This is a genomic window from Labrys sp. (in: a-proteobacteria) (genome assembly GCF_047605565.1).
GTDB lineage: Bacteria > Pseudomonadota > Alphaproteobacteria > Rhizobiales > Labraceae > Labrys > Labrys neptuniae.
In genome coordinates this window covers 53,343-74,997 of sequence record NZ_JASGFM010000016.1, presented here as the reverse complement: position 1 = coordinate 74,997, position 21,655 = coordinate 53,343, and the positions used below count along the sequence as shown (strand labels likewise).

22 protein-coding genes are annotated in these 21,655 nt (G+C 64.3%); 10 read left to right on the top strand and 12 right to left on the bottom strand.

Going from position 1 to position 21,655, the window contains the following annotated elements:
* Positions 1-114: 114 nt before the first annotated feature.
* From QM672_RS16020 to QM672_RS16005, 4 genes are all read left to right on the top strand, one after another.
* Complete coding sequence (locus tag QM672_RS16020; protein ID WP_311933159.1) at positions 115-936, top strand: transporter substrate-binding domain-containing protein; 822 nt, start codon at positions 115-117, stop codon at positions 934-936.
* Positions 937-1,091: 155 nt separating this feature from the next.
* A complete protein-coding gene (locus tag QM672_RS16015; protein WP_367625649.1) occupies positions 1,092-1,739 on the top strand; it encodes an amino acid ABC transporter permease in 648 nt (215 codons plus the stop codon).
* Positions 1,739-2,395 (top strand): amino acid ABC transporter permease, encoded by a 657-nt coding sequence (locus QM672_RS16010; protein ID WP_311933157.1) that lies wholly within the window; start codon positions 1,739-1,741, stop codon positions 2,393-2,395. Before QM672_RS16015 ends, QM672_RS16010 begins: the two co-directional genes overlap by 1 nt.
* A 1-nt stretch (position 2,396) precedes the next feature.
* Positions 2,397-3,173 (top strand): amino acid ABC transporter ATP-binding protein, encoded by a 777-nt coding sequence (locus QM672_RS16005; RefSeq protein WP_415083716.1) that lies wholly within the window; start codon positions 2,397-2,399, stop codon positions 3,171-3,173.
* 203 nt (positions 3,174-3,376) lie between these two features.
* Here the strand turns inward: QM672_RS16005 and QM672_RS16000 are convergent, their stop codons facing one another.
* Positions 3,377-3,859, bottom strand: a complete 483-nt coding sequence (locus QM672_RS16000; RefSeq protein WP_415083714.1) for an ester cyclase — start codon at positions 3,857-3,859, stop codon at positions 3,377-3,379.
* A gap of 20 nt (positions 3,860-3,879) precedes the next feature.
* The gene (locus tag QM672_RS15995) at positions 3,880-5,739 is read right to left on the bottom strand and encodes an ABC-F family ATP-binding cassette domain-containing protein (RefSeq protein ID WP_415083712.1); all 1,860 of its coding nucleotides are present in this window, start codon (positions 5,737-5,739) and stop codon (positions 3,880-3,882) included.
* 322 nt (positions 5,740-6,061) lie between these two features.
* Here QM672_RS15995 and QM672_RS15990 point away from each other — a divergent pair, with 322 nt between their 5' ends.
* The 6 genes from QM672_RS15990 to QM672_RS15965 all read left to right on the top strand — a co-directional run bounded on the left by QM672_RS15990 (position 6,062) and on the right by QM672_RS15965 (position 11,439).
* A complete protein-coding gene (locus QM672_RS15990) occupies positions 6,062-6,484 on the top strand; it encodes a VOC family protein (protein WP_311933151.1) in 423 nt (140 codons plus the stop codon).
* A 366-nt stretch (positions 6,485-6,850) separates the two neighbouring features.
* On the top strand, positions 6,851-7,543 hold the full coding sequence (gene aqpZ / locus QM672_RS15985) for an aquaporin Z (RefSeq protein WP_415083709.1): 693 nt from the start codon (positions 6,851-6,853) through the stop codon (positions 7,541-7,543).
* Positions 7,544-7,800: 257 nt separating this feature from the next.
* Positions 7,801-8,223, top strand: coding sequence for a nucleoside-diphosphate kinase (ndk, locus tag QM672_RS15980; protein ID WP_149254567.1), 423 nt, complete (start codon positions 7,801-7,803; stop codon positions 8,221-8,223).
* A 392-nt stretch (positions 8,224-8,615) separates the two neighbouring features.
* Entirely contained in the window at positions 8,616-9,629 is a 1,014-nt protein-coding gene (gene tauA, locus QM672_RS15975; protein WP_415083707.1) for a taurine ABC transporter substrate-binding protein, read from the top strand.
* 155 nt (positions 9,630-9,784) lie between these two features.
* Positions 9,785-10,597, top strand: a complete 813-nt coding sequence (locus QM672_RS15970; protein WP_415083789.1) for a taurine ABC transporter ATP-binding protein — start codon at positions 9,785-9,787, stop codon at positions 10,595-10,597.
* Positions 10,594-11,439, top strand: a complete 846-nt coding sequence (locus QM672_RS15965; protein ID WP_415083705.1) for an ABC transporter permease subunit — start codon at positions 10,594-10,596, stop codon at positions 11,437-11,439. The genes QM672_RS15970 and QM672_RS15965 overlap by 4 nt, the downstream gene beginning before the upstream one ends.
* A 24-nt stretch (positions 11,440-11,463) precedes the next feature.
* Here QM672_RS15965 and QM672_RS15960 read toward each other — a convergent pair whose 3' ends face one another.
* The 10 genes from QM672_RS15960 to QM672_RS15915 form a co-directional block, all read right to left on the bottom strand.
* Complete coding sequence (locus QM672_RS15960) at positions 11,464-11,847, bottom strand: DUF427 domain-containing protein (protein ID WP_415083703.1); 384 nt, start codon at positions 11,845-11,847, stop codon at positions 11,464-11,466.
* 14 nt (positions 11,848-11,861) lie between these two features.
* The gene (locus QM672_RS15955) at positions 11,862-13,346 is read right to left on the bottom strand and encodes an MFS transporter (RefSeq protein WP_367625657.1); all 1,485 of its coding nucleotides are present in this window, start codon (positions 13,344-13,346) and stop codon (positions 11,862-11,864) included.
* A gap of 80 nt (positions 13,347-13,426) precedes the next feature.
* Complete coding sequence (locus QM672_RS15950; protein WP_311933144.1) at positions 13,427-14,008, bottom strand: TetR/AcrR family transcriptional regulator; 582 nt, start codon at positions 14,006-14,008, stop codon at positions 13,427-13,429.
* 135 nt (positions 14,009-14,143) lie between these two features.
* Positions 14,144-15,244, bottom strand: coding sequence for an amino acid ABC transporter permease (locus QM672_RS15945; protein WP_394309846.1), 1,101 nt, complete (start codon positions 15,242-15,244; stop codon positions 14,144-14,146).
* Positions 15,241-16,431, bottom strand: coding sequence for an amino acid ABC transporter permease (locus QM672_RS15940; RefSeq protein WP_311933138.1), 1,191 nt, complete (start codon positions 16,429-16,431; stop codon positions 15,241-15,243). Before QM672_RS15940 ends, QM672_RS15945 begins: the two co-directional genes overlap by 4 nt.
* A gap of 117 nt (positions 16,432-16,548) precedes the next feature.
* Complete coding sequence (locus tag QM672_RS15935) at positions 16,549-17,592, bottom strand: amino acid ABC transporter substrate-binding protein (protein WP_068287298.1); 1,044 nt, start codon at positions 17,590-17,592, stop codon at positions 16,549-16,551.
* Positions 17,593-17,884: 292 nt separating this feature from the next.
* Complete coding sequence (gene cysE / locus QM672_RS15930; RefSeq protein WP_415083699.1) at positions 17,885-18,724, bottom strand: serine O-acetyltransferase; 840 nt, start codon at positions 18,722-18,724, stop codon at positions 17,885-17,887.
* Between the two features lie 14 nt (positions 18,725-18,738).
* Positions 18,739-19,488 carry an ABC transporter permease gene (locus QM672_RS15925; RefSeq protein WP_367625661.1) on the bottom strand — a complete coding sequence of 250 codons (750 nt, stop codon included), beginning with the start codon at positions 19,486-19,488 and terminating at the stop codon, positions 18,739-18,741.
* On the bottom strand, positions 19,485-20,447 hold the full coding sequence (locus QM672_RS15920) for an ABC transporter ATP-binding protein (protein ID WP_311933130.1): 963 nt from the start codon (positions 20,445-20,447) through the stop codon (positions 19,485-19,487). Before QM672_RS15920 ends, QM672_RS15925 begins: the two co-directional genes overlap by 4 nt.
* Complete coding sequence (locus QM672_RS15915) at positions 20,444-21,559, bottom strand: ABC transporter permease (RefSeq protein WP_415083787.1); 1,116 nt, start codon at positions 21,557-21,559, stop codon at positions 20,444-20,446. Before QM672_RS15915 ends, QM672_RS15920 begins: the two co-directional genes overlap by 4 nt.
* Positions 21,560-21,655 lie beyond the last annotated feature (96 nt).

The following is a 21,655-nucleotide window of genomic DNA, read 5'->3' as shown; positions in this document are numbered from 1 at the left end:
ATCGATGCGGGGCCGTCGCCGCTTAGAAACTGTTGCGGGGCGATTGCGAAATCCGCTCTCGACGATGCCAAAAAAAGCGGGTTCAATCCAAAGCCTATCCAGGTGGAGAACATAATGAAAATCGGAACCTTATTGCGCGGTGCGCTGCTCGGGCTTGCCCTTGTCGGCGGCTCGGGACTGGCGGCGTCGGCCGATCAGCTGGCCAGCGTCAAGAGCGCCGGTAAGATCGTGACGGCAACGGACATGCACTATGCGCCGTTCGACATGGTCGTCGACGGCACCTATCAGGGCATGACCAAGGACCTGTTCGACAATGTCGCCAAGGAGATCGGCGTCGAACCCGTCTATCAGGACCTGCCCTGGACCTCCCAGCTTCCCGGCCTCGAAGTGTCGAAATTCGACATCGTCATCGCGCCGGTGACGATCACGCCCGAACGGCTCGAGCGCTATACCTTCACCCTGCCGATCGCCGATGCGACCGTCGGCATCGTCAAGGCCGCCGCCAACAAGGATATCAATAAGCCCGAAGACATCGCCGGCAAGACCGTCGGCGTGCAGCAGGGCACGGCGCAGTTCAAACAGTTGCAGGAATTCGGCACCAAGGTCGGCAATGTGACCATCAAGGAATATGGCACGACCGATGAGGCCTATGCCGATCTGGCCGCCGGCCGCCTCGATGCCGTGGCGGGCTCGGCGCCCAATCTTGCCTATCTCGTCAAGCAGCGCGGCGATGTGTTCGCCCTGCCTGAAGTGTCGACCTTCGGCAAGCCGACCTATTTTGCCTGGGTGCTCCGCAAGGGCGACGACAGCGCCAGCTTTGCTGGCGCCATCAAGGATGCCATCGTCAAGATGACCAAGGATGGCCGCGTCAAGGCGATCCAGGAAAAGTGGCTCGGCAAATATACCGAGCTGCCGCTGGAAGTGCCGGCCAAGTGACCTGAGGTGTTTTCCGGTTTGACGGAACTCGTCGGATCGGAAAGGCACGTCGCAATGAAGAGCCGGAGCAAGGTGCGATTCGCGAGGATCACACCTTGCTTTGGGAACGCACGGCATCCTGGTGACGCCGCGCTTCGGTCGCTGGTCCCGTTCGCATGTTTTCGCTGAATGCCTTCGTCAAAAGCTTCCATGCGCTGGCGCTGGGAGTACCCAGTACCCTGATCGTCTCGCTGTTGGGCATCGCGATCGGGCTTCTCGTCGGCGCATTGATCTGTGCCGGCGCCCTGTCGCTCTCGCCTGTATTGCGGCGGGTTGCTGCGGTCTGGATCAGCTTCTTTCGCGGCGTGCCGCTGATGGTACAGCTGCTCTTGATGTTCTACCTCCTGCCGGTTGCCGGCATCAACGTGCCGCCGATGGTGGCGGCCGTGTTGGCCGTCGGCTTGTGCTCCAGCGCCTATGTCGCCGAAATCTGGCGTGGGGCCATCAACGCGCTGCCGCGCGGGCAGGCCGAGGCGGCCGTCGCCATCGGCATGCTGCCGCGTTCGATCTGGACACGGATCATCCTGCCGCAGGCGGTCCGGCTGTCGCTGCCGGCGCTGGTCAACGAGCTCATCCTGCTCGTGAAGGCCTCCTCGCTGGTCTCCCTGGTCGGCATCTGGGAGATCACGCGTGCCAGCCAGGCGGAGGCCGGTGCAAGCTATCGCCCGCTCGAAGCCTATGTCGCGGCGGGATGCCTCTATCTCGTGATCAATCTGTGCCTGGCCGCGCTCGGCCGGTACCTGGAACGAAGGACGGCGGCGTAATGGAGCTGATCGTTCACTACGGACCGGCACTGCTGCGCGGTTTCGGCATGACGGTGCTGTGCTGGCTGGTCGGCACCGCCTGTTCGGTGGTCCTGGGCCTCGTCATCGCCCTGGCCCAGCGCTATGGGCCGGCGCCGTTGCGCTGGCTGCTGGTCGGTTATGTCGAGGCCATTCGCGGCACGCCCTTCCTGGTCCAGCTCTACGTGCTCTATTATGGCGGTCCCGCCTTCGGCTTGCGGCTGGATGCCCTGCCGGCGGGCCTGATCGGGCTGTCGATCTATGGCAGCCCCTATTTCGCCGAGATCTTCCGCTCGGGCTTCAATGCAGTCCCGGTGGGGCAGATCGAGGCGGCGCGCACCATCGGCATGAGCGAGTTCGCCATCGTCAGGCGCATTCTCTTGCCGCTCGCCCTGGTTTCGTCCCTGCCGGCGCTGGTCAATTTCGCCATCATCCTGACCAAGGAAACGGTGGTGCTCTCCACCATCACGGTGCCGGAGTTGCGCTACCAGGTGGACCGGATGATCACCGAGACCTTCCGCTATTTCGAGGCCACCTTGGCGTTGGCCTTGTTCTTCTGGGGCCTGGTGGAACTGGTCTCCCGGCTCGGCCGCTGGCTGGAAGGCCGCGTGACCCACTACATGATCGAAAGACGCTGAGATGGAACAGGCTTCCTCCGTCGAGATCCGCAAGGTCGACAAGTTCTACGGGCCGTTCCAGGCCTTGAAGCAGATCTCGGCCTCGATACCTCCCGGCAAGGTCACCTGCCTGATCGGGCCGTCCGGATCGGGCAAGTCGACCCTGCTGCGCTGCATCAACTTTCTGGAAGAGTATGATGCCGGCGAGATTCGCATCGATGGCCGGCTGATCGGCTACGAGACCCCGGGCGGCAAGCGCATGGGTTCGGGCAAATTGCGCGAGATGCGCCGGCGCATCGGCATGGTCTTCCAGCAGTTCAATCTCTGGCCGCATATGACGGCGCTGCAGAACGTCGCCGAAGGGCTTGTCCAGGTGCGCGGTTTCTCCAAAGCCGAGGCCCAGGCACGTGCGGCGGAGGCGTTGCGCAAGGTCGGCCTTGCCGACAAGATGGCGAGCCATCCCGGCCGGCTTTCGGGCGGGCAGCAGCAGCGCGTCGCCATCGCCCGTGCCATCGCCATGGAGCCCAAGCTCATGCTGTTCGACGAGCCGACCTCGGCGCTCGATCCCGAACTGGTCGGCGAGGTGCTGAATGTGATGAAGCAGCTTGCCGCCGAGGGCATGACCATGGTGGTCGTCACCCATGAAATGGGCTTTGCCGCCCATGTCGGCGATCAGGTGGCCTTCATGGAAGCGGGCGAACTGGTCGCGGTCGATACGCCGTCGGCGATCTTCCACAACCCGGCCGACAAGCGCATCCAGTCCTTCCTGCGGACCTATAACGAGCGCAACAGTTTCTAAACGGAATGCCGAATTTGTCATCCCCGGCCGAGCAGAGCGAGGGGAGGGGATCCAGAACAAACGCACGACACGCAGCCCCTGAATTCCCTTCCCGCCGCCTCCGGCGGAGTCGGGAATGACGGAGAGCTAAATCCTGCAGGCCAATCAACTCCGATGCGGGTTGATATGAAGCCTTAACAGCAGCAGATCTTACGATCGTAAGCCTACCCCTTCAACTGCGCCATGACGCCGGCGATGTCGCCCATGCCCCAATGTTCGGCGATCAGCCCGGCCTCGACGCGGAAGATGTCGCATGAGGTGAAGCGCAGGTGCTTGCCGGTGGGGGCGATGCCGAAATAGAGGCCCTTGTGCGTACCGCTGTAGACGAAGCTGGCCGCTATCTTGTTGCCCTGGCTCACCTGCGTCTCGATCGTCACCTGCAGATCGGGCATGGCGGTGAGGCGGGCCTGGAAGAAGGCCACCGTCGCCTGCTTGGCGCTGAGGTCCTTGCGGGCCGGAGCGGCGGCGCTGGACTGGTTGTTGATGTAGCTCTGCGCGAACAGGGCGGCAAAACCGTTAATGTCGTGGGCATTCAGCCGGGCCGCGAAGCGCTCGGCGGCGTTGGGTTCCTGCGCCTGCGCCGACAGGCTCACGCCGCCTGCAAGGGCCAGCCCGCCCAGGATCGCTAGTCTGCGCCGATCATCCATATCTGTCTCCAGCTTAGGTCTTATGAAGACGCTTCCTCCAGAGCGGCGCTGGCTTCGAGCCAGGCTTCCTCCGCCAGGAGCAGCCTCTCTTCGGCGGTCGCGCGTGCCCTAGCCATTTCGGCCGCCTTGTCGGGCGAGCGCTCGAACAGGCCGGGACGCGACAGCTTCTCGTCGAGATCCACGATGATGGCCTGCAGCTTCTCCATCGCCGCCTCGATCTGCCGGACTTTTTCGCGGTCGGCTGCGGTTTGCGCCCGCCGGGCGGCATTGGCCTGGCGCTGCGTCGGCTCGCCGTTGCGCTCGTTCTTCTCCACGACCGGCTTGGCAAGGACCAGGCGACGATAATCCTCCATGTCGCCGTCGAAGCCCTTGACCGTGCCGTTCGCCACCAGCCAGAGCCGGTCGACGCAGGCTTCGAGCAGATAGCGGTCATGGCTGATCAGGATCACCGCGCCGGGATAGTCGTTGAGCGCCTGGATCAGGGCCTGGCGGCTGTCGATGTCGAGATGGTTGGTCGGCTCGTCCAGGATGAGCAGATGCGGGCCGCCAAAGGTGGCCAGGCCCATCAGCAGGCGGGCCTTCTCGCCGCCGGAAATGTTGGCGACCGGCGTATCGGCCTTGTCGGCGCCGAAACCGATCTGGGCGGTGCGGGCGCGGATCTGCGCTTCGGTGGCGCCGACCATCATCTCGGCGACATGGTCGCGGGCCGAGGCCTGCGGATTGAGTTCGTCGAGTTGGTGCTGGGCGAAATAGGCAACCTTCAGCGCCGAGGAGCGCCGCATGCGCCCCGCCATCGCCGCGAGGCGCCCGGCCAGCAGCTTGGCGAAGGTCGACTTGCCGTTGCCGTTGGACCCGAGCAGGCCGATGCGGTCCTCGCTGTCGACGGACAGGTCGAGCCGCGACAGCACGGTGCGCTCGCCATAGCCGACACTGGCGCCTTCCAGAGCGATGATCGGCGGCGACAATTCCTTGGCGGGCGGCGGAAAGTCGAACGGCCTGACTTCCTCGTCGACGATCGCCGCCACCGGCTCCATGCGTGCCAGCATCTTCATGCGCGACTGGGCCTGGGCCGCCTTGGTGGCCTTGGCCTTGAAACGGTCGATGAAGGACTGGATGTGGCGGCGCTGGTCTTCCTGCTTCTTCCTCAGCTTCAGGCTGAGCGCCTGCTTTTCCCGACGCTGCTTTTCGAAGCCGTCATAGCCGCCGCGATAGAGTTCGAGCCGGCCCTCGGTCAGGTGCAGGATGTAGTCGACCGAGGCGTTGAGGAGATCGCGGTCATGGCTGATCACCACCACGGTGTGCGGGTAGGAGGCGAGATAATCCTGCAGCCAGAGCGTGCCTTCGAGGTCGAGATAGTTGGTCGGTTCGTCCAGAAGCAACAGGTCCGGCTCGGTGAAGAGCAGGGCGGCCAGCGCCACGCGCATGCGCCAGCCGCCGGAGAATTCCGAGCAGGCGCGGCTTTGCGCGGCATGGTCGAAGCCCAGGCCTGCCAGGATGGTGGCGGCCCGCGCCGGCGCAGCATGGGAATTCTTGTCGGCGAGGCGGGTCTGGATCTCGGCGATGCGATGGGGATCGCTGGCGGTCTCCGCCTCGGCCAGCAGGGCCGTGCGTTCCTCGTCGGCCGCCAGCACCACCTCGATCAGGGTTTCCGGCCCGCCCGGCGCTTCCTGGGCGACACGGCCGATGCGCATGCCGCGCGGCACCGAGACGCTGCCGAGATCGGGCGAAACCTCGCCCATGATCATCCGGAACAGGGTGGTCTTGCCGGTGCCGTTGCGTCCGAGGAAGCCGACGCGCGCATCCGGTGGCAGCGCCACGGTGGCGTTGTCGAACAGGACGCGCGATCCCAGGCGATAAGTAAGGCCGTTCACATGCAACATGGCCGGGCTTTTGGCATGAGCCGGGCGGCAGGGCAATCATGCAATGGCCCTATCCTCGAGCCGCATGCGTATTTGGCCGAAATCTTCAAGGCAGGCATCGGGATGATGGCACAGTATGACGGTCGGAATTTGATTTGCGGCTTATTCTTCTCCGTCATTGCGAGCGCAGCGAAGCAATCCAGGAGCCATGAGTGCGCCGTTTTCCGACCCTGGATTGCTTCGCTCTGCTCGCAATGACGATCGAGTCGGGCGTTTCAGACGGTTGGCATAAGCGAATATCGCGGATTCCCCGCAAGCCATGTACGGAGGAGGAGTTTTCATCATGAAACCGTATGTAAGCGTCCTGAGCATCGGCGTGGACGATCTGGAAGCCGCCTTGCATTTCTATCGTGACGGCCTCGGCCTGCCGACCGAAGGCATCATCGGTCGCGAATTCAAGCATGGCTCGGTGGCTTTCTTCGATCTGCAGAACGGCCTGAAGCTCGCCTTATTTCCGCGCGCCAACATCGCCCACGATGCCGGGATCGCGCAGTCGGCGCGCAGTCCGACCGAATTCACCCTCGGTCACAATGTCGGCAGCGAGGCCGAGGTCGATACCGTGATGCAGCGGGCGATCGCAGCAGGAGCACGCCTGGTCAAGCCAGCCCAGAAGACCTTCTGGGGCGGATATGCAGGCTATTTCCAGGATCCGGACGAGCATCTTTGGGAGGTCGTTTTCAATCCGGCCTTTCTGCCGCCGGCGTGAGGACGCGGCGCGGAAGCCACAGGGCATGGGAGAGGGGGCCTTCGCTTTTTAGTAGTCCGCAAGGAGAACTTTCCCGACCTTCCGCTTCGTGAGGTAGGGACTTGGTCTTGCTGAATCTGGCAGTCCGCCACCGCAATTTTTAACCAATTGCTGGGATTGCACTCACGAATCCAGCATTTGATTCATGGTGTTGCGCCAGAATCATGATACTTCATCTGTCTGTGGCGAGTGGGGAGGTAGAATATTAGCGCATTCCCCAACGTCAGTTTTATATGCCGGGCGACAGAAAAAATTGGTCCATGAAGATGAGTCATTCACGGCGTGAACCAAGCAACCTCTCGTTAGACAAGCCCAAATGGATGAGACATGATTAAAAAACTCGCGGCAGAGTTCTTCGGAACGTTCTGGTTGGTTTTCGGCGGTTGCGGTGCCGCCGTGCTTTCGGCGGCTTTCCCGGAACTGGGCATCGGTTTCGCGGGCGTCGCCCTGGCCTTCGGCCTGACCGTCCTGACCATGGCTTTCGCGGTCGGCGGTATCTCCGGCGGCCACTTCAATCCAGCCGTCTCGCTGGGCTTGGCCGTCGGTGGCCGGTTCAGCTGGGCTGAGCTCATTCCCTACTGGATCGCACAGGTCGTGGGCGGCCTCGTCGGCGCGGCGGTGCTCTATGCCATCGCCACCGGCAAGCCCGGCTTCGAGGTCGGCGGCTTTGCGTCCAACGGCTATGGCGACCTCTCGCCCGGCAAATACAACATGATCGCCTGCCTGATCGCCGAGATCGTACTGACGGCAGCCTTCCTCGTCATCATCCTGGGCTCGACCTCGAAGGTGGCGCCGGCCGGCTTTGCGCCGATTGCCATCGGCCTTGGCCTGACGCTGATCCATCTGATCTCGATCCCGGTCACCAACACCTCGGTCAATCCGGCCCGTTCGACGGCTGTCGCCTTCTTCGCGCAGACCGGTGCGGTGAACCAGCTCTGGCTGTTCTGGGTTGCGCCTCTGGTCGGCGCCATCGTGGGCGGTCTGATCTGGAAGGTGCTGCTGGAGCCCGAGCAGGCCTGAGGCACGCCCGGATAGGGGGGTTTCAAGCGGCGATCGGTTCATCCGGTCGCCGCTTTTTTGTGTGAGAGCATCAGAGGTTGGTGCTGCCATGGCGCCCACCGATTTGACGGCGCCGGCAGGAAGGGCGACGGCGCGGCCACTGCCGGGAACCGGAGTAAACAAGCGTTCTCCGCGAATGCGCTTCGCGGTGGGGGTTGAAGCCTGGCAGGGGCATGGCTATAAGCCGCTCACCTCAACCCAAAGAAACCAGGACGACCATGGCTCTCGAGCGCACCTTTTCGATCATCAAGCCCGACGCGACCAACCGCAACCTCACCGGCGCCATCAATGCCGTGTTCGAGAAGGCTGGCCTGCGTATCGTCGCCCAGAAGCGCGTCCGCATGACCCGCGAGCAGGCGGAGACCTTCTACGGCGTGCACAAGGAGCGTCCCTTCTTCGGTGAACTCGTCGAGTTCATGATCTCGGCTCCCGTCGTCGTGCAGGTGCTGGAAGGCGAGAATGCCGTTGCCAAGCATCGCGAAGTGATGGGCGCCACCAACCCGGCCAATGCCGCCGAAGGCACCGTCCGCAAGCTCTTCGCGCTCTCCGTCGGCGAGAACTCGGTGCATGGCTCGGACTCGCTCGACAATGCCAAGATCGAGATCGGCCAGTTCTTCTCGGGCAACGAGATCGTCGGCTGAGCCGATCGACAGGTTGCCGGCCTGATAGGCACCACGAGATGCGCTCGGTTTGAGTGCGCCTTGCCCCCCGGGGGCACACACCTTTCAAGGCGGGTCCATTGGATCCGTCTTTTTTGAATTTTAATTTTATACTAATTCTATAGAAAATAATTGACACGTTCATGTTGCTGACGCACCCTTCCACCACGACGAGCGGGCAGCCCTGATTTCCCCGCAAGCGGAACCTGTGGAGGGGATCGCCATGACCAGTTGTTGTCGCTGCTGAGTCCTTTGCATTCGGACGCCGGACCGGCGTTGCATCACCCATAACCTTCATCACCGCATCGACGTTGCCGGGCATCTCATGGTGCTTCTGCGCAGCGCATGACGGATCGTGTCTTCAAGGATCTCATATGACGTTCCTCAACCGCCGCCTGTTCCTGGCCGCTGGCCTGGCGCTCGGCACCGCTTTTGGCGGTACGGCCCATGCCGCCGATAACAAGGTCACCATCGGCTTCCAGACCGGCGTCGATCCGGCCAAGGCCGCGCAGGCCGCAGGTGCCTATGAAAAGGCGACCGGCTGGCAGATCGCCTGGCGCAAATTCGACTCCGGCGCCGACGTGATCGCGGCCATCGCCTCGGGCGACGTGCAGATCGGCTATGTCGGCTCGAGCCCGCTCGCCGCGGCCGCCAGCCGCCAATTGCCGATCGAGACGATTTTCGTCGCCGCCCTCCTGGGCGATTCCGAGGAACTGGTGGTGCGCGACACCATCAAGGATCCCAAGGACCTCGCCGGCAAGAAGATCGGCGTGCCTTTCGTCTCCACCTCGCATTACAGCCTGCTGGCGGCGCTCAAGCATTGGGACATCGCACCGAAATCCGTGCAGATCCTCAATCTGCGTCCTCCGGAACTGGCCGCCGCCTTCGAGCGCGGTGATATCGACGGCGGCTATGTCTGGGATCCGGCCCTGGGCAAGCTCAAGGAAAAGGGCAAGGTGCTGGTATCGTCGGCCGACGTCGCCAAATGGGGTGCGCCCACCTTCGACGCCTGGATCGCTTCGAAGGATTTCGCCAAGGCCCATCCCGACGTGGTGACCTCCTTCGTCAAGGTCACCGGCGAGGCCTACAAGACCTATCGCGACAATCCCGATGCCTGGAGCGCCGCCTCGGACCAGGCCAAGGCGATTGCCAGGCTCACCGGCTCCAAGCCCGAAGATGTGCCGGGCCTGCTGAAGGCCAATGTCTGGCCGCTCCTGGCCGAGCAATCCTCGCCCGATCTGCTGGGCGGCGCTACGGTCAAGGCGATCGCCGACACGGCGGGCTTCCTGGCCGAGCAGAAAAAGATCCCGGCGGTGCTGCCGGACTATTCCGCCTATGTGAACAAGGCTTTCGCCGCACAGGCCCTGACGAAACTCTCTTCCCAATAGATTTTCGCAGGCTCGCCCGCCCCGGGATCTCCTCCCTCCCGGGGCGGGCCTTATTCAATGAATTGAAAACGGTGCCCCGCATCGTCATTGCGAGCATAGCCAAGCAATGCAGTCCTGCTTCGCGCAAGGGCGTGGATTGCTTGGCTATGCTCGCAATGACGTTCCAGGGGCTGAAAGAGGTTCCCGTGTCCGCTCTGTCCGCCCGTGACGTCAACGTCGTCTATTCCGGAAGAGGAGGGCGCTCCGTCACCGCCCTCAGCAATGTTTCCCTCACCATCGAATCCGGCGAGTTCGTCGTGGCGGTCGGGGCCTCCGGCTGCGGCAAGACCACCTTGCTCAAGCTGTTCGCCGGGTTTCTGCCGCCGAGTTCGGGCGCGATCACGCTCGGCGACAAGCCGGTGAAGGGGCCTGGCGGTGAACGCGGCGTCGTCTTCCAGGACGATGCCCTGTTTCCCTGGCTTTCGGTGCGCGGCAATATCGAGTTTGGTCCCAGGCTGGCCGGGCTCGACAGGGCCGAACGCAGGCAGCGCTGCGGACGCATCATCGAGTTGGTCGGGCTTGGTGAATTCGCCGATCATCGGATCTGGGAGTTGTCGGGCGGCATGCGCCAGCGCGTCGGCATGGCCCGGGCTCTCGCCAACGAACCGGATATCTTGCTGATGGATGAGCCGCTCGGCGCGCTCGATGCGCTGACACGCGAGAAAATGCAGGAATTGCTGATCCATCTGTGGGACCGCACGCGACGCAGCGTCTTCCTGATCACGCATAGTGTCGAGGAGGCGATCTTCCTGGCCACCCGCATCGTGGTGCTCTCCCCACGCCCGGGACGCATCACGTGCGAATTCCATACCGATTTCTCACGCCGGGTCCTGGCCGGAGAGAGCAGCCGGTCGATCAAGTCGGACCCGGCCTTCATCGCCCTGCGCGAGCAGGTGCTCGCCGCCGTCCTGAAGGGAGCGGATGCATGAGCGATCTCGCCAATTCCGTCAGTCTGGACGATGTCGAGGAGCAGAACGGCAAGATTGGCTCGCGCAAATCCGCTTCGCCACTCGGGGCGACGCCGGTGCGCATCCTCACCATTCTCGGGCTGCTGCTCACCTGGTCGCTCGCCACCTATTTCGAATGGCTGCCGGCCTTCTATCTGCCGTCGCCCCGGGCGGTGGTGGAGCAACTCTTCACGGTCGCAACGGAGGGCTATGCCGATGCGACCTTGCTGCAGCATTTCGACGCCAGCCTGGCGCGCATCCTCGCTGCTCTGCTGATCGCGCTGGTGACGGCCGTGCCGGCCGGCATCGCCATCGGCCTCAGCCCGATCGCCCGCGGCATTCTCGATCCGATCATCGAATTCCTGCGCCCGGTGCCGCCGCTCGCCTATCTGCCGCTGATGGTGATCTGGTGCGGCATCGGTGAAACCACCAAGGTCCTGATCATCCTGATAGCCATCTTCGCGCCGGTGGCCATCACCACCGCCGCCGGCGTCGCCACCGTGCCGCCCGACCGGATTGACGCGGGCCGTGCGCTCGGCGCCCGGCGCTGGCAGGTGCTCTGGCATGTCATCCTGCCCAATGCCTTGCCGTCGATCCTGACGGGAATACGCATCGGGCTTGGCGTCGGCTGGTCGACGCTGATTGCGGCGGAATTGGTTGCCGCCTCCCAAGGGCTCGGCATCATGATCAAGACGGCCTCGGACTTCCTGCAGACCGATATAGTCGTCCTCGGCATCTTCGTGATCGCCCTGGTGGCGATCGGCTTCGAGTGGATCGTCCGGCTGGCCGAGAAGCTGCTGGTGCCCTGGCACGGCAAAGCGTGAGGGGCGCGGCCGGCTGCCTTGTCCTCACCCGATCGGCAGCCGCTCGATGGCGTCGACCCGGTCCGGATAGAAGGCGAGATGATCCTTGATGGCCGATACCGCAGGATAGGGGGTTTCGTAGCTCCAGACGGCATTGACCGAGCGGTCGCCGCCGGCCGGAAGGCTGAAATAGGAGCAGTCGCCCTTGTAGGGGCAGTAGGTGGCATGCTCGCTGCGCACGAGTGCGCCCATGTCGACATCATCGCGCGGAATATAGAAGACGGCGGGATAGGTGGCTTCCTGCAAGCGCAACGCCTGCCGGCTGTCGGCGATTACCCGGCCGCCGAGGCTGACGACGATACGCTCCCCGCTGGGCTCGACGCTGATGGGATGGTCGGGACCTGGAGTCTTCATCACTTTGTTCGTCATGACCTGTCCTTTCTTCAATCCGCGGCGGAGGGAACCGCCTGCGCGCCCACGGCCTCGCGTCGGCCGAGGCCTGCCGCAAGATAGGCGCCGACGGAGTGGCAGGCCGCGATGGCCAGCAAGGTCCAGGCGAAGGCATGGCCGATGCTGGCGGCGTCGGTTCTCGTGCCCACCAGGGTATAGAACAGCCCGCCCAGCACCGCCACGCTGATGGCGGCGCTCACCTGCAGCGTCGAGTTGACGATGCCGCCGACAAGGCCGGCGTGATGCGGCCCGACCCGCTCGACAATCGCCCGCATCATGGTCGGCATCGATGTTCCCATGCCCAGCCCGATGAAGCCGATGGCCGGCGCCATCAGCAGGAGCGGCGGCATGGTTCCGGCCGGAAAGCCCAGCACGAGCAGGGCCGTTGCGGCTGTGCCGAAGGCCGAGCTGGCGAAGCCGAAAGCGGGGGCGGAGCCACCGACCAGACGACTGATCGTGGGGCTGAAAGTGGATCCGGCCAGGAACCCGGCCGAGAAGGGCAGGATGGCAAGCCCGGCTTCCCACGCGGTATAGCCCAGGGAGCCTTGCAAATAGAGCGAATAGGTCAGGAAGAAGGTCGCCATGGCATAGAGCGCGAGGATGGCGCTGATGCCGCGGACCAGGCCCGGCAGGCGGAAGATGCCGAGATCGATAAGGGGATCGCCGCCAGCCCTGGCGAGGCGCTGCTCGTAACGGCGGAAGAGTTCCACGAAGACGGGGGTCGTCGCCAGCATGACGATCGACCACCAGGGCCAGCCGCGCTCGCGGCCCTCGACCAGCGGCACCACCAGGCTGCTGAGTGCCAGGCTCGAAAGCACCACGCCGCCGAGGTCGAGACGAGGTCTGGTCTCGCCGCGCGTCTCGCGCAGCAGCGGGATCGCCGCGAGGAAAGCGACAAGGGCGATGGGCAGGTTGATCAGGAAGATCAGCCGCCAGCCGAAGCCGTCGAGATCGGCGCCAACGAGCGCGCCGCCGAGCAACTGGCCGATGATGGAGGACACGCCGAGCACGATGCCGTAGATGCTGAGGGCCCGCCCGCGTTCATGGGCCGGAAAGAGCGCATGGACAGAGGCCAGGGCCTGGGGCGCCATGGCGGCCGCGGCGAGGCCTTGCAGCATCCGCGCGGCGATCAGGACGGTGGGGGACCAGGCGAGGCCGCACAGGGCGGAGGCCGCGGCGAACCCGGCGAGGCCGGTCATGAAGATCGCCTTGCGGCCGAAGATGTCGCCAAGCCTTCCGCCGGTGATCAGAAAGACGGCATAGACCACGGCATAGCCGGAGATCACCATCTGCACGTCGGCGGCCGTGCTGTGGAGGCCGGTGGTGATGGCCGGCATGGCGACGTTGACGATGAAGAAGTCGAGGGGGGCCAGGAAGGCGCCTGTCAGCAGGATGGCCAGGGCCGACCAACGGCGCGGGTCGGGCGCCGGGCCGGCCTGTCGAACGATATCGGAGGGAGAGAGTGCCGAGTCTGGCATTGCAGAGCCTCGTTCTGAAAAGGATAAAATACGTACGAACGTATTATTTTGTGCGAAATACGATGCGTGAAGCCGGGGCATCAACGCAGGATGGAAGCGAACAGAAATTTCTTGAAGCGTTCGACCGGTGCCGCGCCGCGCTCCGTCTTGGCCGTCAGGAAGGCTCCCTGGAGCGAGGAGAGGATAAGGGCGGCGGCATCGTCGCAGTCGAACGCCTGCGGCAGGTCGCCAACCCTCACGGCGGCCTCCAGACAGTAGCGCATGGCACGCCGGCTCTCGGCGAAGATGTCGAGCAGTTCAAGGCGGATCGCCTCGCTCTCGCTGCTGGATTCGGCCGCGAAATTGCCGAACATGCAGCCGCAGCGCATGCCGTTCTGCTTGAAGCGCTCTGTCCTGGCGTCGATATAGGCGCGGATGCGCTGCAGCGGTGGCTGGTTGTCGTCCAGCAGCGTCTTGTGGGCATCCTCCCGCTTTTCGGCGCGATAGAGACCCAGCACCTCGAGGCCGAAGGCTTCCTTGGAGGTGAAATGGTTGGTGAAGCAGCCCTGCGGCACGCCGGCCGCACGCACGACGTCACGCACACTGGTAGCGTTGTAGCCATGCTCGTGGATCAGGCCGAGCCCGGCGACGAGGAGCTTTTCACGGTTCGATGCGCGTGCCATTGCGCCAATATGTACGACCGTATTATTTTGTCAAGAATAGATCGCTGTGTGATTGGTGTGCCGGTCTTCAGACCGGCAATTGTGGTCCAAAGATGCCGGTCTGAAGACCGGCACACCAACGACAGCCATCGCAGCTCACTTCTCCTTCGCCTGATGGCTGGTCGATGCCTTCAGGCGCCGTTCGAGCCACAGGCTGTAGCGCGAGGCCGGAAAGCAGATCAGGAAATAGACGAGGGCCGCGAAGGCATAGGCTTCCGGATAGCAGTGCGGCCAGATCTGCTCATTGGTGGCGGCCGTGTTCCTGACGGCGGTCAGGAAGTCGATCATGCCGATGAATCCGATCAGCGGGGTGCTGAGGAGGACGCCGATGCCCAGATTGACCAAAGGCGGGATGATGGCGCGCAGGGCCTGCGGCAGGATGACGAGGCCGGTGGTTTGCCAGTAGCTCAGGCCCAGCGCCCGTGCCGCCTCGCTCTGCCCGGCCGGCAGGGCCTGCATGCCGGCCCGGATTACCTCGGCCAGATAGCAGGCGATGAAGAGGGTGAGGGCGACCTCGACGCTGAAGAACAGGTTCACGTCGAAATAGGGCAGCGCCATCGGCACGATCAGGCTGGAAACATAGAGCACCACCAGCATCGGCATGCCGCGCACGATTTCGATGAAGCCGGTGCTGACCAGCCGCACGCCGCCCATGCTCGAGCGGCGCCCGAGGGCGAGGGGAATGGCGATCAGGAAGGACGAGGCATAGGCGATCGTCCAGATCAGCATGGTCAATGGCAGGCCGCCCCAATCATTGGTGGAGACGGTGATACCGGAGAAATATCCGCGCAGCAGCAGGCAGGTGAGGAGGGGCACCGCGATCCAGGCCAGGATCAGACCGCGTCCCCAGAAACGCGGGATGGTGCTGAGGCCGGCCAGGCCGAACATCAGCACCAGGCCGAGGATCGGGCGCCAGAGGAGGTCGGACGGGTAGGTCCAGAACAGCATCAGCTTGAGATTGACGCCGACGAAGGCCCAGCAGGCACCGCCATTGGCCTGGCAATCCTGCGCGGTGCCGGACCACGTCGCTCGGATGAAGGCCCAGTCGACCAGATGCGAGCCGACCCAAGCGATCAGGGCCAGGACGACGAGTGTGATCGTCGTGTTGAGAGGCGAGGAGAACAGGCCCGCCTTGAGGGTCTGCCAACGCCGGCTCGAGCGGATCCGTGCTGCATCGGGGAGGGACATCGAACTCATTTGGCGATGATCCCGCGCTTGGCCAGGCTGCGATTATAGAGATTGATCAGATAGGAGGTCGGCATGCTCACGGCCAGGAAGACGGCGACGAGCACGATGATGGTCTCGACGGCGTTGCCGGTGTTGTTGGCGCTGGTCTTGATGATGGCAGTCACCTCGGTGAAACCGATGAGGATGCCGAGCGTGGTGTCCTTGGTGAGGTCGAGATAGCTCGAAGTCATCAGGGGCGTGATCACCCGCATCGCCTGCGGCATCACGATGAGGCGCATGATGCGTCCGCGCGGCAGGCCGATCGCCCGGCCGGCTTCCCATTGGCCGACATTGACGGATTCGATGCCGCTGCGCACGCTTTCGGAGATGCTGGCGGAATAGTAGATCGTCAGTCCGACGAGCATGGCGGCGAATTCCGGCGTCAAAGTAATGCCGCCGCGGATGTTGAAGCCCTGCAGCACGGGCAGATCCGGCGTGAAGGTGATACCGGCGACGAAGATCCAGGCGAGTGCGATGGCCGGAAAGAGTGCAAGCAGGCCGAGGAAGCCGAGAGCCGACAGGGGATGCTGCAGGCGACGGATGAAGGCCCTGGCAGCGAAAGCGAGCAGTACCAGCACGGCGGCCAGCAGCCACAGGCTTTGGCCATTGCCGATCTCGACCCAGGGCAGGAAGATGCCGCGCACCGACAGGAAGGTTGAGCTGAAGGGCTGCAGGGCTTGCCTGGTGGGTGGCAGGGCCTGGGTCAGGGCGATCCAGAAGAACAGTTGCAGGGGCAGGGGCGTGTTGCGGATCAGCTCGACATAGGCCTGCACGAGGCGGGAGAGAAGCAGATTGCCGGAAAGGCGGGCGATGCCGAGAGTCGTGCCGAGAATGGTGGCGAACAGGCAGCCGAGCACGGCGAGCTTGAGCGTGTTGAGCAGGCCGACCGCGATGGCACGCGCATAGCTGTCGCCGGCCTGGTAGACGAGCAGGCTTTCGGTGATGTCGAAATTGGCCGGCTGCCAGAGATAGTCGAGCCCTGGCGCCATGCCCAGGCGATGCATGCTGGCCAGGATGTTGTGGCAAAGGAGGCCGAGGACCAGCGCCAGTGCGGCGATCAGCAGGAGCTGGCCATAGGGATGGGCGCCCCACCAGAGACGGATCTTGCCGACGGGGCCGGGCGTGTCGGGGGAGACTATGCTGATCGTATCGGCCATGAAGAGATCCCATGGGGGCGGGTCTTCTCAGCTCCATCAAATGATGGAGCGGGACCCGCCTGGAACCGGCTCGCTTGCCGGCAAGGAGAGGCGGGTCTGAAGACCCACCCCCCTTTATTATCGGAAGGGCGGCGAATAGATCAGGCCGCCCTGGGTCCACAAATTGTTGAGGCCACGCTCGAAGCCGATCTTGGTGCTCTTGCCGAGATTGCGCTCGAAGATCTCACCGTAGTTGCCGACCTTCTTGATGATGTTGTAGGCGAATTTCGGATCGAGCCCGATGGCCTGGCCGAGCGAGGGATCGACGCCGAGGAAGCGCTTGATGGCCGGGTCGTCGCTGGTCAGGAAAGTGTCGACATTCTGGCTGGTGATGCCGAATTCCTCGGCCTGGATGGTGGCATAGACCGTCCAGTTCACGATCTCCAGCCAGCGATCGTCACCGCCCAGCACCGCCGGCGCCAGGGGTTCCTTGGACAGGCGCTCGGGCAGCAGCACATATTCGTCCGGATTGGGCAGCGCGGCACGGCGCAGGCCGAGATCGGTGCCGTCCTGCGTCAGCGCGTCGACACGGCCGGAGGTCAAGGCCTGGGTGAAGGTCGCCGTATCCTCGATCACCACGGATTTGTAGGTCTTGCCGGTCTTCTTGAAGAAATCGGCGATGTTCTGTTCACCCGTGGTCCCGCTCTGCACGCCGATGGTGGCGCCGTCGAGTTCGGCCGCCTTGGTCACGCCCAGCGACTTCTTCACCAGGATGCCCTGGCCGTCATAGAACACCACCGGGCCGAAGTGGAAATTGAGCTTGAAGGCGCGGGTGATTGTCTGGGTCACCGCCGAGAGCAGGATATCGAACTGGCCGGCCTGCAGGGCGGGCAGACGCTGCTGGGGCGAGGAATTGGTGAACTCGACCTTGTCGGGATCGTTGAACACGGTGATGGCGAGAGCCCGGCCGAAATCGACGAAGAAGCCCTGCCAGCGGCCATTGGCGTCAGGCGCAAAGAACCCGGCCTGGCTGCCGACGCCGACCTTGATGACGCCACGCTCCTTGATCTTGTCGAGCGTGGGGCCTGCCTGGGCCGGTGCCGCTGCGATGAAGCCGGCTGCGAGCGCCGCGATGGCGATGCCGGCGCTACGCGTGAAGCCGCGTTTGACTGAGTTCAGCATGAAAGTCCCTTTCATTCCCTGCCGGTCGATATCCACGGCAAGGCGCCCCGTTGCTCTCTTGTTTTACCAGCCTGGCGGCATGCGCAGAGGCCGATGGTTTTCGGAAGGATGTCGTTGCTTCGAGGCATGATCGGGCGATTGTACCGCGATGGCAAGATCGGCGGTGACCGCCCCAATTCCTGTCAGCTGTTTCATCCATTCAGCAGAATGTGATCGTAGAATGATTTATTACACATTGTCTACTGGTTTTATAAACTAATAAACAGCGTGAAATTGGGTGTTGTGCCCTGCCTCAGAGGCCGACATCGAAGAAGATCTGGTCCATCGTCCGCCCCGGATCGGCACCCGGCGTGTCCCCGATGATCCGGGCCGGCACGCCCGCCACGGTCTTGTGCGGGGGCACCGGCGCCGTCACCACCGAGCCGGCGCCGATGCGGGCACCTTCGCCGATCTCGATATTGCCGATCAGCTTGGCGCCTGAGCCGATGAGGACGCCCTTGCGGATCCTGGGGTGGCGCTGGCCCGAGCGGATGCCGCTGCCGCCCAGCGTCACCGATTGCAGGATCGAGACGTCGTCCTCGATCACCGCCGTCTCGCCGATGACGATGCCGGTGGCGTGGTCGAAGAAGATGCCACGCCCGATCGGAACGGCGGGGTGGATATCGACCTGCAGCACCTCCGAGACGCGGCTTTGCAGATAGAGTGCGAAATTGCGCTGGTCCTCCTGCCAGAGCCAATGAGCGAGGCGATGCAGTTGCAAGGCGTGGAAGCCCTTGAAGTAGAGCAGGGGCTCCAGATAGCGCTTGCAGGCCGGGTCGCGCTCGAGCACGGCCTGGATGTCGGCACGGATAGCCAGGCAGATGCCGGGATCGGCCGCGATTGCTGTGCGGAAGGCATGGCGCAGCACCGAGGCCGGCATGTCCGGATGCTCGATACGCTGGACCAGGCGCTGGATCAGGGCGTCCTCGAAGGAGGCATGATCGAGCACGCTGGCATAGAATTGCGTGGCAAGCTGCGGCTCGGCGGCAATGGCGTCCTGCGCCTCGTCCACCAGCCTCTCCCAGATCAGGTCGGATACGGCGCCCGGTCTTCCGGTCCGGCGCGAGAGCTTGCTTCGATGCGAGGCATTCATGATGGCCCCTCCGATCAGCGTATGCCGGCCGTGCCGGTACGCTTGGCGAGAGAGCGCTCGAGGCTGCCGAGCGCATCGTAGATGAGCACGGCCAGGAGCGCGACGAGGACACCGCCTTGCAGGATATAGGCGGTGTTGGTGGTGGTGATGCCGGCCATGATCACCTCGCCGAGGCTTTTGGCGCCCACGGTGGAGCCGATGGTGGCCGTACCGAGATTGACCACGAAGGAGAGCCTTATGCCGGTGAGGATCACGGGGAGGGCGAGCGGCAGCTCGACCTTGATCAGGCGCTGCCAGCCGGTCATGCCCATGCCGCGGGCCGCATCGAGTGCGGTAGGGGGAACGCTCCTGAGGCCGGCCATGGTGTTTTCGAAGATCGGCAGCAGCCCGTAGAGGGTGAGGGCGAGCAGGGTCGGCTCCGCCCCGAAGCCGAGCGAGGGCACCGCGATGGCGAGCACGGCGATCGGCGGAAAGGTCTGGCCGATATTCACGATGGTTCGCGACAAAGGCAGGAATTCGGCGCCGGCCGGTCGGGTCACGAAGATGCCGGCGAGCAAGGCCAATGTCCCGCCGATGAGGGTGGAGACGGCGACCAGGCCGAGATGGCTCAAAGAGAGGAACAGCAGGCTGCCCTGGCGATAGACCGGCGGCGCCCCATTGTCGTTGAGCGGTGCCAGGATCGGCACGAACAGATCCGTGTCGAACAGCAGGAGCAGCAGCAGGACGAGAGCGAGCGCGCGAGCGCCGTAGCCGAGCCACTTCATGCCGGCGTATCCTCGGCGCGATGCGCATCGGCTCCGGCCAGGTCGAGGATGGCAGGCAGGGTGATGCGCCCACGCGGGGTGCCGTCGGCCGCCGTGACGGGCAGGGCCTGGGCCCGAGCCCACAGCAATTCGGAGAGGGCGTCGCGCAGTGTCGCGTTTTCCTGCACGGGCTTGCCCTCGGCAGTGCCGGGTTGCACGGAATCGGCGACTTTGAGCAAAGAGAGCAGGCGCAGCGAACGGTCGGGGCCACCGATCAGGCGCTCGACGAAACCGGGCGCCGGGTTGGTGAGGATCTCGGTCGGCGTGGCATATTGCAGGAGCTTGCCGTTATCCATTACGGCGATGCGGTTGCCCAGCAGCATGGCCTCTTCCATGTCGTGGGTGACCAGGACCACGGTGATGCCGAGGCGGCGCTGCAAGGCAAGCAAATCGTCCTGCGCCTTGGCGCGGATGATCGGATCGAGCGCGCCGAAAGGTTCGTCCATCAGCAGCACGGCGGGTTCGGCCGCCAGCGCGCGGGCGACGCCGACACGCTGCTGCTGGCCGCCGGACAATTGGTGCGGCAGCTTCTCGGCGTAGAGGGCCGGGTCGAGATCGAACAGGCGGAGCAGTTCGTCGACCCGCCTGGCTGTTCGAGCCTGGTCCCAGCCGAGCAGGCTCGGCACGGTGCCGATATTGCGTGCCACCGTCCAGTGCGGGAATAGGCCGTGGCCCTGAATGGCGTAGCCGATGCCGCGCCGCAGTTCCTCGCCCGACAGGGTGGAAGTGTCCTGGCCGTTGATCAAAACGGTGCCTGAGGTCGGCTCGATCAGCCGGTTGATGATGCGCAGCAATGTGGACTTGCCGCTGCCGGAGGTGCCGACCAGCACGGTGATCGTGCCGCGCTCGATGGTAAGCGAGACGTTGTCGACGGCCAGCTGGGAGCCGAAACGACGGCTGACTTGCCTGACTTCGATCATGCGTGCCGTCCTTTGAGTATGTCGACGAGTGCATCGAGGATGATGGCTGCCGAAAAGGCGAGGGCGATGGTGGGAATGGCGCCGAGCAGGACGAGATCGATGGCGGTGGCGCCCATGCCGTTCTGCACATAGACGCCGAATCCGCCGCCGCCGATCCAGGCTGCGATGGTCGCGAGGCCGATATTCTGCACCAGCACGATGCGCACGCCTGTCAGGATGACGGGGAAGGCGAGGGGCAGCTCGACCTGGAACAGGCGCTGCCACTGGGTCATGCCCATGCCGCGGGCGGCGTCGACGACGTTGGGAGAGACGGAGTCGAGGCCGATCGCCGTGTTGGAGACCACCGGCAGCAGGGCATAGAGGAAAAGGGCGATCAGAGCCGGCGACGAGCCGGTGCCATGCACGCCGACGGCTTCGATGAGGGGATAGGTCTTGGCCAGGTAGGTCAGAGGGGCGATCATCAGGCCGAACAGCGCCAGGGACGGGATCGTCTGGATCATGTTGAGGGCCGGCAGCACCACGCCGCGCAGCCCCCGATGGCGCTGGCAGACGATGCCGAGCGGCAGGCCGACGACCAGGGCGCCGAAAAGCGAGGCCAAGGCGAGGGTGACATGCACCGCGGCATTCGCGGCAAAGCCCGAACCGTTGGTGGCATATTCCTTCATGATCGACAGCCCGTTCCAGTGGCCGGAGAACAGGAAGGCAAGAAAGACCGCAAGCGTCAGCACGAGCGCGAGCACCCGCTGGGCTGGCCGCAGCGACAGCTTGACCAGCGCGTCCGTGAGCAGGATGGCAAAGGAGAAGGCGAGAAGCCAGAAGCCGGCGGCGGGCCCCACCCGTGGCCTGATATTGCCGGGGGGAATCAGGACCCCGGGTACCAGGCCGATCAGCACGGCAAGGATTAGTAAAGCACTGGCGGCCACCACCAGCCGCAGGCGCGGATCGGCCCGGCGGAGGAGCGCGATCAGCCCCACGACGAGCAGTGCGAGGCTGACCCAGGCAAGACCCGCAGGAAGTGCCTGGATGAAGCCGATGCCCTGGGCCTGGCCGATGCGACTCGGCCGGAAATTGGCAAAGGGCAGCGCCAGCGCCGCGGCGGCGATCAGCGCCATCACGACGCCGAGCTTGTCGAAGCCCGAGGTCAGGGCACCCGTGCCCGTGACGGCGGGGGGCGCCGGGAAAGCGCTCTTGTCGGCGTGAACATCCCC